Here is a 17,267-nt window from a genome sequence, read left to right on the forward strand (position 1 = left end):
CGGCGTCCGCGCGGGGAAGAACCGGCCTGAGGCGGGTTCTCTACAGGGAGCCCTTCCGGGTCAGGTGATTGAAGAACAGCCAGCCCGGGAGTACCGGGATCCAGAGGGTCAGCAGCCGGTAGAGCAGCACGGCCGGGGCGGCGACCTCCTTGGGGAGGCCGACGGCGATCAGACCGACAGTCAAGGTCGCCTCGACCGCGCCCACACCACCCGGGGTGGGCGCCGCCGAGCCCAACGCGTTGCCGGCGAGGAAGACGACGGCCACGCTGGCGAGGCTGAGCGAGGTCGACTCGTCACCGAAGGCGCGGATCGACGCGTCCAGGCACATCACGAAGCACGCGGTCAGCAGCAGCATGCCGCCGATACCCGTGACCAGTTTCTGGGGCCGCTGGAGAACGTCCAGCATGCGCGGTACGACACCGGCGAACAGCGACCTCACGCGCGTGACGACGAATTTCCGCAGGAACGGCACCGAGGTCACCACGAGGACGAGCACCGCGACCGTCAGCAGGCCCGCGATGACCGTCCGGGACGGCGACAGCGACGGCGTCTTCTCGGTGCCGGTCAGATAGCCGAACGACAGCAGCATCAGGATGTGGCAGCCGAGCCCGAACAACTGCGACGCGCCGACACTGGCCACCGCGAGCCCGGGCCGCACGCCCGCGCGCTGCAGGAAACGTGTGTTGAGAGCGACACCGCCCACCGCCGCGGGCGCCACGATCTTCACGAACGATCCGGCGACCTGCGCGGCCACCGTCCGCATGAACGGCACCCGCTCCGGCACGAACCCGAGCAGACTCATCGCCGCGGCGAAGTAACTCAGCGCCGAGAACAGGACGGCCGCGATGACCCAGCCCCACTCGGCGTTGTCGATCAGCGTGGCGAACTCGATGTGGGTGAGCTGGGAGAGCAGGAAGTAGGCGCCGAACGCCCCCGCGATGAAACTGATCAGGGTGCGCGGTCTCACCCGTTCCAGCCGGGCCGGTTCCACCGGTGCCTGCGGTCTGATCAGCAGCACCTGGTGGCGGATCTGGGTGAGCAGATCCTCCTCGCGGGCCCCCTCCAGCGCCTCGTCGATGGCCCGCTTCTCAGCCTGTTTCTCCGCGCGTACCGCCTTCTTGTCGGGCTTTTCCAGGACGACGGGCCCTGTGTCCGCGTGGTGAGCTGCCTCCAGCCGGTCCTGCTTGGCCTGCTGGGACGCCTCCAGGACCGCCTCGCGCTGACGCTGGGCACGCTCGCGGGCGAGTTTGCGCAGTGTCGCGCGCGTGGAGCGCGACAGCGCGATGGGCTGGAGCATCGGCAGGCAGTCCGCCACCGCGTCCGGGCCGAGCACGCCCACCGCGGATGCCACCGCGCGTTCGGCGCCGACCCGCAGGCCCAGCGTCGAAACCAGTTGGGCGATGTCCATGCGCAGCAACAGATCGCCGGCCGCGATCTCGCCGACCCGGAGGTCGGTGAGGATCACCTTGCCGGAACGATCCACCAGAATCGCCTCGCCGACGAGCCTGCGATGCGCGATGCGCCGCGACTGCAGGGCCTTCACCTGGTGCCAGGTGCTGCGCAGCAACTCGTCGGTGATGTCCTCGTCGTCCAGTGAGTCGAGCGTGTGACCACCGGTGTGCTCGTAGACGAGCATCACGGCGTCGGGGCCTAGCTCCGAGGTCGCGATCAGTTTGGGCGCGTTGGCCCCGGCGGCGATCGCCGCGTACGCGAGGAGCGCCTCCTGCTCCAGCGCCTGGCGCAGCGACTGGAGGCTGCTGCGGGTGGCCAGACCGCGCAACGTGATGTTGCGCCACATGCGGTAGAAGAAGTGCTGCGCCTGTTGCTCGCGGTCGACCACGGTGACGTCCAGCGGAGGGCCGTCCTCCAGGGTGACGAAGTAGCGCCGGCCGCGGTCACCGCTGTCCGTCGTCTCCGGCACCTCCTCACGGGCCGCGCTCACCGGGCGGAAACCGACGTGCCGCAGGCCCGCCATCAGGTTGCGCCCGGTAGGACGCACGTTCGGTGAGCCGACCGCGTACAGCGTCCCGTACGCCACCGACCAGCCGATCAGCACCGTCAGGATGATCGAGAACGGTGTCGTGTAGCCGGTGACCAGCATCGAGAACGCGTCGAGCGTCAGCACCACCCACAGCACGGCGCGCCAGCGCGGCCGACGGGACATGCCGACGGCCGTCATGTACGCGATGACCGGCGCGAGGTAGCCGTGCACCGGATCGGTGAGGGCGTGGATGTCGCCGGGGGAGGGCTGGGTCAGCGCCTCCTGGATCGAGCCGGGGGCGGCCTTGGCGACCCACAGGTCGGTGGCGAGGGTCACTCCGTGCGCGAGGACCGCCGCCAGGACACCGTCGGCGATGCGCAGCCCGTCCCGCTTGATCAGCCGCTCGATCGCGAAGGCCACCGGCACCAGCAGGATCGCGATGCTCGACGCCAGACCCGCGATCTTGATCAGCAGGTCGGGCGCCTGACCGGTGCCCTTGTTGATGTCCTGTTCGAGCCCCGAGGTGGTGCCGTGCGCGAACGCGGCGATCGCGAGCAGGACGACGATCGCGACGACGCCCGCCAGGAGCCGCATGAGGTCGGAGGGGCGGTGCACGCGCGCGGGGAGCAGCGGTTCGTCGCCCTCGACCTCCTCGGCACGGGCGTCGTCGTCCGCGCAGTCGGCGGTCGTCCCGGCCGGTGTCCGCCCGTGTTCGTGGCCGGTGCCGTCCGCATCGGGGCGCGACGAGACCTCAGAGGTGTCCTCCGCCCCTTCGGGGTGCACGCCCTGCTGGTTCATGGTCTCTTCTTGGTCTCGTATCACCGGTCACCGCCCGCACGATGGTGGCATGCCCCACTGACACAGAGGGGCATCAGGGTGCGGTGCGGGGGCGCACAGTCTGCCGCAAGCGCCGCTTCGGGGCGAGAGGCACCCACGGTGGCCGCCCCGTCACATTGTCGGTGGGGTGGGGCAGGATGGGCCGGATGAGCGACGAGAGCCTCCCGGCGGACGCCCTGCCGGAGTACGCCGAGCGGGCCCTGGAGGCCGCTGAGCTGATCCCGCCCGGGCGTGTCATGACGTATGGCGATGTGGCCGAGTGGCTGGAGGAGGGTGGCCCGCGCCAGGTCGGGCGGGTGATGGCCCTCTACGGAGGGGCTGTTCCGTGGTGGCGCGTCGTCCGCGCCGACGGTGTCCTGCTCCCGGGCCACGAACTGGCGGCCCTCGACCACTACCGCGCGGAGGGCACGCCCCTGAAGGAGGCGAGCAGGGCTGCCGAGGGGCATCTGCCGCGCCTCGACATGAGACGGGCGCGGTGGGACGGCGGCGAGCGGGCGGAGGGTCACACCTGACAGCTTCCGCCATCGGGCGGGCATCAGGGGGACCTGTGGCCCGTACGGGGTAAACCGGGCACGTCCGTGCCATGGCGTACGTTCGTGGGGCGAGGGGCCCGGGTGACGCCCGGGGCGGGAGGGAACAAGCGGAAGCCCTGCTTCCGAACCGTCTGTCGGCGTACCGTCGGCAGCACCCACCCCCCTCACCCCCCGGCCACCGTTCTCCACGCGGCCAGCCAACCAGCACACCCACCAGGACCGGCGAACCACGTGAGCTCCTCTTCCTCCACCAGGCGCCTGCCGCACCCCCAGGGGCGACAGGGGAACCGTGGCGCTTACCGACTGGTGCGCACTCCGCCACCGCGGCAGGATCCCCCTCGTCTTGACGCCGCACAGCGCGCGGTGGTTGATCACAGGCGGGGCCCACTACTGGTCCTCGCGGGCCCGGGTACCGGGAAGACCACCACCCTCGTCGAGTCCGTGTCGGCTCGCATCGCCCAAGGCGGGGACCCCGAGCGGATCCTCGTGCTGACGTTCAGCCGTAAGGCCGCCGTCGAACTGCGCGACCGGATGGCACTGCGCATCGGAGCCGCCCACGCTCCACGCGCGACCACCTTCCACTCCTTCTGCTACGCGCTGGTCCGCGCCCACCAGGACAGCGACCTGTTCGTGGAACCCCTGCGGCTGCTCTCCGGCCCCGAACAGGACGTGGCCGTACGCGGACTGCTCGCCGGCCAGCCCGACCTGGAGCGGCTGGGCCTCGCCCATGTGCGCTGGCCGGACGAACTGCGCGCCTGCCTCACCACCCGCGGCTTCGCCGACGAGGTCCGCGCGGTCCTCGCCCGCAGCCGCGAACTGGGCCTCGGCCCGGACGCCCTGGACGCCTTCGCCCGGCACATCGGCCGCCCTGACTGGCGTGCCGCCGCCGCCTTCCTGGCCGAGTACCTCGACGTCCTCGACATGCAGGGAGTGCTCGACTACGCGGAACTCGTGCACCGCGCGGTGCTCCTCGCGAGCCGCCCCGACACCGCCGGGCAGCTCGCGGCCCGCTACGACGCCGTCTACGTGGACGAGTACCAGGACACCGACCCGGCCCAGGTCAGACTGCTGCACGCCCTCGCCGGAGGCGGCCGGACACTCGTCGCCCTCGGTGACCCCGACCAGTCGATCTACGCGTTCCGCGGCGCGGACGTCAACGGCATCCTGGACTTCCCGCACGCCTTCCCGCGCGCGGACGGCCGCCCCGCCCCGGTCGAGGTCCTGAGGACGTCCCGCCGCTCCGCCGCAACCCCGCTGACCGCCACCCGCCTCCTCACCCAGCGCATGCCCCTGAGCCGCCTCCCGGCCGAGAAGGTCCGCGCCCACCGCGGACTCGCCCCGCTCCGCGACGGAGGCAGCGTAGAGGTCTGCACATACCCGACGGCCGGCACGGAGCTGGACAACATCGCCGACATCCTCCGCCGCGCCAACCTGGAGGACGGTGTCCCCTGGGGCGAGATGGCCGTCCTCGTGCGCGCCGGCGGCCGTACGATCCCGACACTCCGGCGCGCCCTCACGGCGGCCGGCGTCCCCCTGGACATCGACGGCGACGACCTGCCCCTGCGCCACGAACCGGCGGTGGCACCACTCCTGACCGCGCTCCGTGCGGTGGCGACCGCGGAGGCGTCCGGAGCGGCCGAGGAGACGGGCACCCACGCGGCGCGGAACGGCGTCTCCGCTGAAGCCGACGCCGACGCCGACGCTGAAGCCGACGCCGCCGACGCCGCCGACGCCGCCGACGCCGCCGACGCCGCCGACGCCGCCGACGCCGCCGACGTCGCTCTGTCCGAAGCCGTCGGATGGCTGGGCACCGAAACCGCCCTGACCCTCCTCACCTCCCCTCTCGCCGGTATGGACGCCGCCGATCTGCGCCGCCTCGGCCGCGCCCTCCGGGAGGAGGAGCGAACCGCCGGCAACCCCGTCCCGCCGCCCTCCGACGAACTCCTGGCCCGCGCGTTGGCCGAGCCCGAACGACTGGTCGTCCACGACCCGACATACGCGCGGGGCGCCCAACGCCTCGGCGCGCTCCTGAGGAAGGCGCGGGAGCGCCTCGCGGGCGGAGGCACGGCCGAGGAGGCCCTCTGGGACCTCTGGAACGGCACACCCTGGCCGGGACGCCTGGAGCGGGCCGCCCGGCGTGGTGGCGCGGGAGGCCGCAACGCCGACCGCGATCTCGACGCCGTGTGCGCGCTGTTCGCGACCGCCGCGCGCGCGGAGGAGCGCACCGGCGGCCGGGGCACCCTCAACTTCCTGGAGGAGATCGACGCCGAGGACATCGCCGCCGACACCCTCACCCGCCGCGCCGTGCGCCCCGACGCCGTACGCCTCATGACCGCACACCGCTCGAAGGGCCTCCAATGGCGCCTCGTCGTCGTCGCCGGCGTCCAGGAGGGGCTGTGGCCAGACCTGCGCCGCCGCGGCTCCCTCCTGGAGGCCGACCGCATCGGCCGCGACGGCCTCGCCGAACCGCTCACCCCGGGAGCACTGCTCGCCGAGGAACGGCGGCTGTTCTACGTGGCCGCCACGCGCGCGCGGGAACGCCTGGTCGTCACCGCGGTGAAGGCTCCCGCCGACGACGGCGACCAGCCCTCCCGCTTCATCACCGAACTCGGCGTCGAACCCAAGGACGTGACGGGCCGTCCACGCCGCCCACTCTCCGTCTCCGCCCTCGTCGCCGAACTCCGCGCCACCACGGTCGACCCGCGCGTCTCCGCCGCCCTCAGGGAGGCCGCCGCCCGCCGCCTGGCCCGGCTCGCCGCGCTCACCGACGAGGAGAGCCGCCCGCTCGTTCCTTCCGCCCACCCCTACCGCTGGTGGGGCATGTACGAGCCGACCGAGAGCAAGGTCCCGCTGCGAGACCGCGACCAGCCCGTCGTGCTCTCCGGCAGTGCCCTCGACCAACTCGCCAACACCTGCGCCCTGCAGTGGTTCCTGGGCCGCGAGGTGAAGGCCGACGCCCCGGCGACCGCCGCCCAGGGCTTCGGCAACGTGGTGCACGTCCTTGCCGACGAGGTCGCCTCCGGACACACCCCGGCCGACCTCGACGTCCTCATGGAACGCCTCGACTCCGTGTGGAACGCGCTCGCCTTCGACGCGCCCTGGAAGTCCGAGCAGGAGAAGGGGCACGCGCGCGTGGCGCTCGAACGCTTCCTGACCTGGCACGTCGACTCCAGGCGAACCGGCCGCACCCCCGTGGCCAGCGAGCACGACTTCGACGTGACCCTCGAAGCCGGTGACTACGAAGTGCGCATCCGCGGTTCCATGGACCGGGTCGAGGCCGACGGCGAGGGCCGCGCCTACGTGGTCGACTTCAAGACCGGCAAACAGGTGCCCACCGCCGCCGAGGTGGCCCGCCACCCCCAGCTCGCCGTCTACCAGCTCGCCGTCCGCGAAGGCGCCGTCGACGACGCCTTCGACGGCGTGCGCCCCGAACCGGGTGGTGCCGAACTCGTCCAGCTGCGCCAGGGCGCCGCCAAACGGGACGGCGGTGAGACGCTGCCCAAGGTGCAGGCCCAGGCCCCCCTGGAGGGAGGGGCGGACGCGGGGGCGGAGGGGGAGTGGGTCGGCGACCTGCTGGCCACCGCCGCGGGCAAGGTGCTCGATGAACGCTTCACTCCGACTACGGGCCAGCACTGCGCCCACTGCTCCTTCCGGGCATCGTGCAGCGCCCGCCCGGAGGGCCGGCAAGTGGTCGAGTGACACCCACTGTCAGTGTCCGCCGTTAGCCTCTCTGACGTGCCAGCCACCATCAGCGACCCCGAGCAGCTCAAAGAGCTCCTCGGTATCCCGTTCACCCCGGAGCAGACGGCCTGCATCGTCGCGCCGCCCGCCCCCCAGGTGATCGTGGCCGGAGCGGGGTCGGGCAAGACGACGGTGATGGCTGCACGCGTGGTCTGGCTCGTCGGCACCGGCCAGGTCGCCCCCGAACAGGTGCTCGGCCTCACCTTCACCAACAAGGCGGCCGGTGAACTCGCCGAGCGCGTCCGCAAGGCCCTCGTCCGGGCGGGCGTCACCGACCCGGACGTCATCGACCCCGACAACCCGCCAGGCGAACCGGTCATCTCGACCTATCACGCCTTCGCGGGCCGTCTCCTGAAGGACCACGGCCTGCGCCTCGGCCTCGAACCGACGGCCCGTCTCCTCGCCGACGCCACCCGCTACCAGCTCGCCGCACGCGTACTGCGCGAAGCCCCCGGCCCCTACCCCGCGCTCACACGCTCCTTCCCGGACCTCGTCAGCGACCTTCTGACCCTCGACGCCGAACTCGCCGAACACCTCGTCCGCCCCGAGGAGCTGCGCGCGTACGACGCCGAACTGCTGCGCGCCCTGGAGGGCGCCAGACTCACCAACGCGGACCTGCGCAAGGTCCCCGAGACGGCCGCCGCCCGCCGCGAGCTCGCCGAACTGGTGACCCGCTACCGGGCCGCCAAGCGGGAGCGTGACCTCCTCGACTTCGGTGACCAGATCGCCCTCTCCGCCGCGCTCGCCCGCGTCCCCGAAGTCGGCCGCCTTCTGCGCGAGGAGTTCCGGGTGGTGCTCCTCGACGAGTACCAGGACACCTCCGTGGCGCAACGCGTCCTCCTGGCAGGCCTGTTCGGCGGCGGCACCGGCCATCCGGTGACCGCGGTCGGTGACCCCTGCCAGGCGATCTACGGCTGGCGCGGCGCCTCCGTCGCCAACCTCGACGACTTCCCCGAGCACTTCGCCAACGCCGACGGCGCTTCGGCGGCCCGCCAGTCGCTCAGTGAGAACCGCCGCAGCGGAGGCCGCCTCCTCGACCTCGCCAACGGCCTCGCGGAGCCCCTGCGCGCCATGCACGCGGGCGTGGAGGCGCTCCGCCCCGCACCCGGCGCGGAGCGCGACGGCCAGGTGCGCTGCGCGCTGCTGCGCACCCACGCCGAGGAGATCGGCTGGCTCGCGGACTCCATCGCCCACCTCGTACGCACCGGCAAGGCACCCGGCGAGATCGCCGTCCTGTGCCGCACCGCCACCGACTTCGCCGAGATCCAGGGCGCGCTCGTCGCACGGGACGTCCCCGTCGAGGTCGTCGGGCTCTCCGGGCTGCTGCACCTGCCCGAGGTCGCCGACCTGGTGTCCGTCTGCGAGGTCCTCCAGGACCCGGGGGCCAACGCCTCCCTGGTGCGGCTGCTGACCGGCCCGCGCTGGCGCATCGGCCCGCGTGACCTCGCCCTCCTGGGCCGTCGGGCCCGCCTTCTCGTGTCCCACGCGCGCGTGGGCGACGCCGACGACCGGGACCGTCGGCTCGCCGAGGCGGTCGAGGGGGTCGATCCCGCCGAGGTGATATCGCTCGCGGACGCCCTCGACACCTTTCTGGAGACATCGCTGAGGGGAGCGGGCGACGACGACGGGCTGCCCTTCTCTCCGGACGCGCGCGTGCGCTTCGCCAGGCTCGCCACCGAACTGCGCGACCTGCGCCGTTCACTCGCCGACCCGCTGATGGACGTACTGCACCGCGTGCTCGCCGTCACCGGCCTTGAGGTGGAGCTGTCGGCGTCCCCGCACGCCCTGGCCGCCCGCCGCCGCGAGACCCTCTCCAACTTCCTGGACATCGCCGCCTCGTTCGCCGCCCACGAGAGCGAGGCCGGCCTGCTCGCCTTCCTCGGCTTCCTGCGCACGGCCGCGCAGTACGAGAAGGGCCTCGACAACGCCCTGCCCGGCGGCGAGAACACCGTCAAGGTGCTCACCGCCCACAAGTCCAAGGGCCTGGAGTGGGACGTCGTGGCCGTGCCCGGCCTGGTCACCGGCACTTTCCCCAGCGACCGGGGCCGCGAGAAATGGACCTCACAGGCGAAGGTCCTGCCGCACGAGCTGCGCGGCGACACCGACACACTGCCCGATATCGAGGCCTGGGACGCCCGGGGGATGAAGGCCTTCCAGGAAGCTATGAAGGACCACCAGCACACCGAGGAACTCCGCCTCGGCTATGTCACCTTCACCCGTCCCCGCTCCTTGCTGCTCGGCTCCGGCCACTGGTGGGGCTCGTCCCAGAAGAAGCCACGCGGCCCCTCGGACTTCCTGCGGGCCCTCCAAGACCACTGCACGGCCGGACACGGCGAGATCGAGGTCTGGGCTGCCGAACCGGAGGAGGGCGAGGAGAATCCCGCCCTGCACGCCACCACGGCCGACCAGCTGTGGCCCCTCCCATTGGATGACACCGCGTTCCGTCGCCGCCGGGCCGCCGCCGAGACGGTCCTCGCCCACCTGGAGACCATCGCCCCCCACGAGGACGGCCACCCCGCGGCCACGCACGACCCCGACACGTACGAAGACCCGGACTGGCCCCCGCCGCCGGACGACGAGCCTCCGTACGAGGACGACGAACCCCTTGACGACGGTCCCGTGGACCACGACGACGCCTCCCCCGCGGAGGACGACGCCGACTGGGACGCCTGGACCACGGACCGTCCCGAGCCGTCCGCACAGACCCCACCCCGCGCGCGGGCGCAGCGCACCGGACACGGTCACGACCGCCCGGCCGGCGTGCCCCACGCCCGCAGACACCCCGCCGAGGCGGATCTCACACCGGAGGAGGCCCGTTCCGTCGCCTCCTGGGACCGCGACCTCGACGCGCTCACCGGTGAGCTGCTGCGCGCTCGGCAGACCGTCACCGACGTCCCTCTGCCACCGACGCTGACCGCGTCCCAGCTGATGCTCCTGGCCGCCGACCCGGACGCCCTCGCACAGGAGCTCGCCCGCCCCATGCCACGCCCACCGCAGCCCGCGGCCCGTCGCGGAACCCGCTTCCACGCCTGGGTCGAGGCCCGCTTCGAGGAACTTCGACTCCCGATGCTGGAACCCGACGAACTGCCCGGCAGCGACGCCGAGATCGCCGACGAACGCGACCTGGAAGCCCTCAAGGACGCCTTCGAACACACCGTGTACGCGCACCGCACGCCCTACCGGGTCGAAGCCCCCTTCCAGCTCGACATCGCAGGACGCGTCGTCCGAGGGCGGATCGACGCCGTCTACAAAGAAGGCGACGGTGAGGAGACGACGTACGAGATCCTCGACTGGAAAACCCACCGGGCCCACACCGCGGACCCCCTCCAGCTCGCCATCTACCGGCTTGCCTGGGCCGAGCAGCAGGGCGTGCCCCTGGCGGCCGTCAAAGCCGCCTTCCTGTACGTGCGCAGCGGCGAGACCGTCCGGCCTGACAGTCTCCCGGACCGGGCCGCGCTGGAGCGGCTGCTCCTGGAGGAGCCCGCCGTGTTCGAAGTACCGGACGAGGATGTCAGCGCGGGCCGATAAGCTCATGACCATGAGCCAGGCCCCGGACAACGCCGTCCGTCAGTACATCGAACAGCACCGCGCCGCCTTCCTCGACGACCTCGCCGAGTGGCTGCGCATCCCCTCCGTGTCGGCCCAGCCCGACCACGCCGCCGATGTACGCCGCAGCGCCGACTGGCTCGCCGCCAAACTCCGGGAAACAGGCTTCCCCACCGTCGAGGTCTGGGCCACACCGGGCGCCCCGGCGGTCTTCGCGGAGTGGCCCGCCGACGACCCCGCCGCCCCCACCGTCCTCGTCTACGGACATCACGACGTACAACCCGCGGCCCGTGAGGACGGCTGGGACACCGACCCCTTCGAACCGGTCGTCCGGGGAAACCGTCTGTACGCGCGCGGGGCCGCCGACGACAAGGGCCAGGTGTTCTTCCACACACTCGGCGTCCGCGCCCACCTCGCCACCACCGGCCGCACCGCACCCGCCGCCCACCTGAAAATGCTCATCGAGGGCGAGGAGGAGTCCGGGTCCATCCACTTCCGGTCCCTCGTCGAGGAACACGTCGACCGGCTCGCCGCCGACGCGGTGATCGTCTCCGACACCGGCATGTGGGCCGAGGACACCCCCACGGTGTGCACCGGTATGCGCGGCCTCGCCGAGTGCGAGATCCAGTTCCACGGACCCGACCAGGACATCCACTCCGGCTCCTTCGGCGGCGCCGTGCCCAACCCGGCGACCGCCGTCGCCCGCCTCGTCGCCGCACTGCACGACGAGCACGCCCGGGTGACGATCCCCGGCTTCTACGACGGGGTCACCGCACTCACCGACCGCGAGCGCGAACTTCTCGCCGAACTCCCCTTCGACGAGGAGCAGTGGCTGCGCACCGCCAAGTCGTACGCCGCCCACGGCGAAGCCGGACACACCACCCTGGAGCGCGTCTGGACGCGCCCCACCGCTGAGGTCAACGGCATCGGCGGCGGCTACCAGGGCCCCGGCAGCAAGACGATCGTCCCGGCGTCGGCCATGGTGAAACTCTCCTTCCGGCTTGTCGCCGGACAGGACCCCGACCACATCGAGAAGATCGTCCGCGACTGGACCGAGGCTCGCGTTCCCCCCGGGATCCGGTACGAGATCACCTTCGCGGCGGCCACGCGTCCCTGCCTCACCCCGCTGGACCATCCCGCGCTGCAGTCCGTCGTCCGCGCCATGGGCCGCGCCTTCGACAAGCCCGTCCGCTTCACGCGTGAGGGCGGCAGCGGCCCGGCCGCGGACCTCCAGGACGTCCTCGGTGCCCCCGTGCTCTTCCTGGGTGTCTCCGTCCCCTCCGACGGCTGGCACGCCCCCAACGAGAAGGTGGAGATCGACCTGCTCCTCAAAGGCGTCGAGGCCACCGCCTACCTGTGGGGCGACCTGGCGGGGAGCCGACGAGATGAGTTCTGACGACCTCGGGCGGCCCGGAGCGGCAGCCGCCCCCGGGCACACCGGAAGCACCGCCCCGTACCCACTCGAAGTCAGCCGAAAGCCGCCGCCCCCCACCAGTCCCCACCCACGTCCCGCTGAACCGCCCGCAGAAATATCCGTTCCACCGGGGGAGTTGGAAGCACCTGTGACCACCTGGACCGACCGCACCGCCGACCGTCCCATCTCGCTCACCGCCCCCAGCGGCATCGACCGGTCCGCGCACCACCGGCTCGACGAGGCCTGGCTCGCGGCGGCATGGAGCCACCCGACAACCCGCTGCTTCGTGGTCTCCGGCGGCCAGGTCCTCATCGACGAGACGCCCGACGGGCGTACCGAACTCGTCATGACCCCCTCCTTCGAGGCCCCCCTCACCGAGGCGCACCGCTACTTCCTCGGCAATGACGACGAGGGCACCAGCTACTTCGCCCTCCAGAAGGACGCGCTTCCCGGTCGTATGGACCAGTCCGCGCGTCCCGCGGGCCTGCGCGAGGCCGGTCTGCTCCTCTCGCCCCGGGAGGCGGGCCTGATGGTGCACGCCGTCGCCCTGGAGAACTGGCAGCGACTGCACCGCTTCTGCTCCCGCTGCGGCGAGCGCACCGTCATCGCCGCCGCCGGCCACATCCGCCGCTGCCAGGCCTGCGGCGCCGAGCACTACCCGCGCACGGACCCCGCCGTGATCATGGCCGTGACCGACGACGAGGACCGCATCCTTCTCGGCCGCCAGGTCCACTGGCCCGAGGGCCGCTTCTCGACGCTCGCCGGTTTCGTCGAGCCCGGCGAGTCCATCGAACAGTCGGTCCGCCGTGAGGTGTTCGAGGAGGCCGGAATCCTGGTCGGCCCGGTCGAGTACGTCGCCAGCCAGCCCTGGCCGTTTCCGTCCAGTCTCATGCTCGGCTTCATGGCCCGGGCCGTGTCCACCGACATCGAGGTCGACGGCGACGAGATCCACGAGGCCCGCTGGTTCTCCCGGGAGGACCTGCGCGCGGGCTTCGAGTCCGGCGAGGTACTCCCGCCGTACGGCATCTCGATCGCGGCCCGCCTGATCGAACTCTGGTACGGCAAGCCGCTGCCGAAGCCGGGCAGCGCGCTCTGACACCTGGAGCCGGCACCTGAGACGCTCCCGCCCGCGGGCCGGACACGCGAAGACCCCCGCACACGGCCGCCGGGCCGGTCGGGGGTCAGGGACACGCGGGTCAGGCGCCGAGAGCCTGCTTCACCTGCGCGAGGCTCGGGTTCGTCATCACGACCTCCGGGCCGTCGTTGGAGGGGACCACCAGCACCGTCGGAACGGTCTGGTTGCCACCGTTCGCCTTCTCCACGAACGCTGCGGAGTCCGGGTCGTGCTCGATGTTGATCTCGTTGTACGCGATGCCCTCGCGGTCCATCTGGCTCTTCAGCCGACGGCAGTATCCGCACCACGTGGTGCTGTACATCGTCACAGTGCCCGGCATGTCTCTCGCTCTCCTCAGCAGTTCGGGGGACGGGTGCTCGCTCTTGGGGGAACGTACGGCACCCGGCAGCCATTCCCGCGGGGAGTGTCTGAGGGGATGCCTGCCTCAATTAGTACGACTGCGAGGGGGTGCCTGTGGACAACCGGCTCACCTGTCTCCGGCGACCTGGCAGCATGGCTGTGTGACAGCAGCAACGCACTCCACCCTCTTCCCGCAGGTTCCGGACTCGGCCGACGCGGTGCTCGACGGACTCGATCCCGAGCAGCGCGAAGTGGCCACCGCTCTGCATGGTCCGGTGTGCGTGCTGGCAGGCGCCGGCACGGGAAAGACACGGGCGATCACCCACCGCATCGCCTACGGCGTACGCGCGGGAATCCTCCAGCCCTCCAGCGTGCTCGCCGTCACCTTCACCAACCGCGCGGCCGGTGAGATGCGCGGGCGACTTCGCCAGCTCGGCGCCGGCGGAGTCCAGGCGCGCACCTTCCACTCGGCGGCGCTGCGCCAACTCCAGTACTTCTGGCCGAAGGCCGTCGGCGGCTCCATGCCCCGCCTCGTCGACCGCAAGATCCAGCTCGTCGCCGACGCCGCCGCGGCCTGCCGCATCCGCCTCGACCGGGGCGAACTGAGGGACGTCACCGCCGAGATCGAGTGGTCCAAGGTCACCCAGACCGTCCCCGCCGACTATGTGCCCGCAGTCGCAAAGTCCGGTCGCGTCGCACCCCGCGACCCCGCCGAGATCGCCCAGCTCTACGCCGCCTACGAGGACCTCAAACGGGATCGCTCCCTCATCGACTTCGAGGACGTCCTGCTGCTCACCGTCGCCGTCCTCCAGGATCGGCACGACATCGCCGAACAGGTCCGATCCCAGTACCAGCACTTCGTGGTCGACGAGTACCAGGACGTCAGCCCGCTCCAGCAGCGGCTGCTGGAGCTGTGGCTCGGGGAGCGGGACAACCTGTGCGTGGTCGGCGACGCCAGCCAGACGATCTACTCGTTCACAGGAGCAACTCCTGACTATCTGCTCGACTTCCGCGCCCGCCACCCCGGTGCCACCGTCGTCAAGCTCGTCCGCGACTACCGCTCCACCCCGCAGGTCGTCCACCTCGCCAACGGCCTGCTCGCCCAGGCCCGAGGCCGCGCTGCGGAACACCGGCTGGAACTGATCTCCCAGCGCGGCCCCGGACCCGAACCCGGCTTCACCGAGTACGCCGACGAACCCGCCGAGGCCGAGGGAGCCGCCCGCCGCATCCGGGATCTTGTCGCCTCCGGTGTGCCGGCCGGCGAGATCGCCATCCTGTTCCGGACGAACGCCCAGTCCGAGACCTACGAACAGGCTCTCGCCGACGCCGGAGTCCCCTACCAGCTGCGCGGTGCCGAAAGGTTCTTCGACCGGCCCGAGGTGCGCAAGGCCATCAGCGCGCTGCGTGCCGCCGCCCGCTTCGGGGGCAACGACTCCCTCCTGGACGACGTCGTCGACCTGCCCTCCCAGGTGCGTGCCGTGCTGTCGGGAGAGGGCTGGACCAGTACGCCGCCCGCGGGCTCCGGAGCCGTCCGGGAGCGCTGGGAGTCGCTGGCCGCGCTGGTGAACCTCGCGCAGGACGTCACCGTCGCGAAACCGGGCACCACGCTCGCCGAACTTGTCGCCGAACTCGACGAGCGGGCGAACGCCCAGCACGCCCCGACCGTGCAGGGCGTCACCCTGGCCTCCCTCCACTCGGCCAAGGGTCTGGAATGGGACGCCGTCTTCCTGGTCGGAGTCGCCGAGGGGATGATGCCGATCAGCTACGCGAAGACCGATGAACAGATCGAGGAGGAACGTCGCCTCCTGTATGTCGGAGTGACCCGCGCGCGAGAACGCCTCCACGTCTCCTGGTGCCTCTCCCGCGCGCCCGGGGGCCGGCCGAACCGCCGCCCCAGCCGCTTCCTCGACGGACTGCGTCCCGGCTCCGTCACCACCGCCGTCCGGGCGGGCACGGCGGGTCCAGGCGGCATCGAGCGCGGTTTCGGAGGCAGCCCCGGAGCCGCCCCGCGCCGAACCCAGAGGACCCCCGCCCGCTGTCGCGTCTGCGGGCGCACACTGACCGACCCGGGCGAGATGAAGCTGATGCGCTGCGACGAGTGCCCCTCCGACATGGACGAGGGCCTCTACGAGCGCCTGCGAGAGTGGCGAGCGGTCCAGGCCGCGCGCAGCGGACAGCCGGCGTTCTGCGTCTTCACCGACAGGACCCTGATGGCGATCGCGGAGACCGTCCCGGACGAAGAAGGGGAACTGGCCCGTATCCCCGGCGTCGGAGTGCGCAAGCTCAATCGGTACGGAGCCGACGTTCTGGCCATCTGTGCAGGTCAGGTGGTTGAGGGGGAGAGCGGTGGTGACTGATTCAAACTCGTCGGAAAAATAGTTTGCGCATGCCCCGGCAATCCCCATAGGTTCTTAGCCACGGGAACAGAGTCTTCTCAGAAGGTCTGGCCCTGTGCTGTACTTCATAGTCGTATATCCGTTGGACCGGTTCGCACTGGTCCCCCAAGACGCCGAGAGGAGGCGAGTCCAGTGATCAGCATCAACACCAGCTCTGTCAGCGCGGTCAAAATGACCGATCTCTCGACCGTCTCCCTGTGCATGCTCGGCGTCTCGAACCTGGGCACCGGTCTGTCCGACATTCGTGCCGTCCGGCCGGCGTCCCCCGTGTCTCTCGCGACTCTCCCTGTCCGCGAGCGCAATGAGCGACCGAGTAAGGCACTGGAAGCAGGAGCAGTAGCGGCACAGGCCCCGGCCTATGCCTTTGCGGCCGGTGCCGGATCCCTCAAGCAGACGACGCAGCACCACACGATGTGGGCCTTCCGTGGGCCAGAACCCTGGAGTGATCCAGCCTGATTGATCAGGCCGGCGCCTTCAGGGCCGCGGAACCCCATCCGGGATCCGCGGCCCTTCTGTTTTCCCCGAACGGGGACGACGGAGTGAAGGGGCCTCGGGACAAGAGAAAACCCGCCGGTACCAGCCGCACCCGGCCCAACAGGGCCGGAACGACCAGACGAGGAAAACAACCCGTGCAACTCGAAGCGCACGCCCCGTCAGTACCGCCTTCCGAAACGATCCCCCCGCCCGGCCTCACGGAGGACTGCACCTTGATCCCGCTCACTGCGCTCACCGCGCTCGACGACGCCATCGAGAACCTCGGCGTACCCGTCCCCTGCCGTTCCTACGACCCGGAGGTCTTCTTCGCCGAGTCGCCGGCCGACGTCGAGTACGCCAAGTCGCTCTGCCGCACCTGCCCGCTGATGGAGGCCTGCCTCGCCGGCGCCAAGGAGCGGCGTGAGCCGTGGGGCGTCTGGGGCGGCGAACTGTTCGTCCAGGGTGTTGTTGTGGCCCGCAAGCGGCCCCGTGGCCGTCCGCGCAAGAACCCGGTCACAGCATGAACATCGCAGGAACGATCGATCGCCCCTTCACGCACGACCCCGAGAAGCAGGTCCCGATGACGCCGTCCACCAGCGAGCCCGTCGGCTCCGCGACCGAAGACTTCACCACCACCGGTGCGAACGACTCGCGCCAGAACAGGACCCGAGAGATGCAACTCATCCCAGAAGCCCTGGCTCGTGCGCATATGCACGACCGCCTTCAGGAGGCCGAGCGGGAACGCCGCGCGCACAGCGTGGTGACCGCCCGTCGGCTCCAGCGCCGAGCCGAGCGCGCGTCGCTGCGTGCCCGCCGCGCGCTCGCCATGGCGGTCATGCAGTAACGATCACGGCAACTCGGCAGTAACAGC

Annotated in this window: 11 protein-coding genes; 9 read left to right on the forward strand and 2 right to left on the reverse strand. The window is 71.4% G+C overall.

Annotation, left to right across the window (positions count from 1 at the left end):
- Positions 1-40: 40 nt before the first annotated feature.
- Positions 41-2,779 (reverse strand): lysylphosphatidylglycerol synthase transmembrane domain-containing protein, encoded by a 2,739-nt coding sequence (locus PV734_RS27560; RefSeq protein ID WP_319092103.1) that lies wholly within the window; start codon positions 2,777-2,779, stop codon positions 41-43.
- 185 nt (positions 2,780-2,964) lie between these two features.
- Between PV734_RS27560 and PV734_RS27565 the strand changes: the two genes are divergently transcribed.
- From PV734_RS27565 to nudC, 5 genes are all read left to right on the forward strand, one after another.
- Positions 2,965-3,330, forward strand: coding sequence for an MGMT family protein (locus tag PV734_RS27565; RefSeq protein ID WP_319092102.1), 366 nt, complete (start codon positions 2,965-2,967; stop codon positions 3,328-3,330).
- Between the two features lie 252 nt (positions 3,331-3,582).
- Positions 3,583-7,050 carry an ATP-dependent DNA helicase gene (locus PV734_RS27570; RefSeq protein ID WP_319292508.1) on the forward strand — a complete coding sequence of 1,156 codons (3,468 nt, stop codon included), beginning with the start codon at positions 3,583-3,585 and terminating at the stop codon, positions 7,048-7,050.
- A gap of 36 nt (positions 7,051-7,086) precedes the next feature.
- Entirely contained in the window at positions 7,087-10,620 is a 3,534-nt protein-coding gene (locus PV734_RS27575) for an ATP-dependent DNA helicase (protein ID WP_319292510.1), read from the forward strand.
- A gap of 4 nt (positions 10,621-10,624) precedes the next feature.
- The gene (locus PV734_RS27580) at positions 10,625-12,034 is read left to right on the forward strand and encodes a dipeptidase (RefSeq protein ID WP_319292512.1); all 1,410 of its coding nucleotides are present in this window, start codon (positions 10,625-10,627) and stop codon (positions 12,032-12,034) included.
- A gap of 166 nt (positions 12,035-12,200) precedes the next feature.
- Positions 12,201-13,148 carry an NAD(+) diphosphatase gene (nudC, locus tag PV734_RS27585; protein ID WP_319092098.1) on the forward strand — a complete coding sequence of 316 codons (948 nt, stop codon included), beginning with the start codon at positions 12,201-12,203 and terminating at the stop codon, positions 13,146-13,148.
- Between the two features lie 100 nt (positions 13,149-13,248).
- On the opposite strand, the gene PV734_RS27590 is transcribed toward nudC, so the two are convergent.
- Complete coding sequence (locus tag PV734_RS27590) at positions 13,249-13,506, reverse strand: glutaredoxin domain-containing protein (RefSeq protein ID WP_006383423.1); 258 nt, start codon at positions 13,504-13,506, stop codon at positions 13,249-13,251.
- 181 nt (positions 13,507-13,687) lie between these two features.
- Between PV734_RS27590 and PV734_RS27595 the strand changes: the two genes are divergently transcribed.
- From PV734_RS27595 to PV734_RS27610, 4 genes are all read left to right on the forward strand, one after another.
- The gene (locus PV734_RS27595; protein ID WP_319092097.1) at positions 13,688-15,883 is read left to right on the forward strand and encodes an ATP-dependent DNA helicase UvrD2; all 2,196 of its coding nucleotides are present in this window, start codon (positions 13,688-13,690) and stop codon (positions 15,881-15,883) included.
- Positions 15,884-16,054: 171 nt separating this feature from the next.
- Positions 16,055-16,378 (forward strand): hypothetical protein, encoded by a 324-nt coding sequence (locus PV734_RS27600; RefSeq protein WP_319292514.1) that lies wholly within the window; start codon positions 16,055-16,057, stop codon positions 16,376-16,378.
- Positions 16,379-16,551: 173 nt separating this feature from the next.
- Entirely contained in the window at positions 16,552-16,920 is a 369-nt protein-coding gene (locus PV734_RS27605) for a WhiB family transcriptional regulator (RefSeq protein ID WP_189147026.1), read from the forward strand.
- A complete protein-coding gene (locus PV734_RS27610; RefSeq protein WP_319092095.1) occupies positions 16,917-17,240 on the forward strand; it encodes a hypothetical protein in 324 nt (107 codons plus the stop codon). Before PV734_RS27605 ends, PV734_RS27610 begins: the two co-directional genes overlap by 4 nt.
- Positions 17,241-17,267 lie beyond the last annotated feature (27 nt).

The sequence above is a fragment of the Streptomyces sp. AK08-02 genome (assembly GCF_033795085.1).
Taxonomy (GTDB): Bacteria; Actinomycetota; Actinomycetes; order Streptomycetales; family Streptomycetaceae; genus Streptomyces; species Streptomyces echiniscabiei.

What these genes read in the sequence shown, in the direction of transcription:
- PV734_RS27560 (WP_319092103.1), bottom strand. Translation starts at nt 2,779, where the DNA reads ATGAACCAGCAGGGCGTGCACCCCGAAGGGGCGGAGGACACCTCTGAG.
- PV734_RS27565 (WP_319092102.1), top strand. Translation starts at nt 2,965, where the DNA reads ATGAGCGACGAGAGCCTCCCGGCGGACGCCCTGCCGGAGTACGCCGAG.
- PV734_RS27580 (WP_319292512.1), top strand. Translation starts at nt 10,625, where the DNA reads ATGACCATGAGCCAGGCCCCGGACAACGCCGTCCGTCAGTACATCGAA.
- PV734_RS27590 (WP_006383423.1), bottom strand. Translation starts at nt 13,506, where the DNA reads ATGCCGGGCACTGTGACGATGTACAGCACCACGTGGTGCGGATACTGC.
- PV734_RS27610 (WP_319092095.1), top strand. Translation starts at nt 16,917, where the DNA reads ATGAACATCGCAGGAACGATCGATCGCCCCTTCACGCACGACCCCGAG.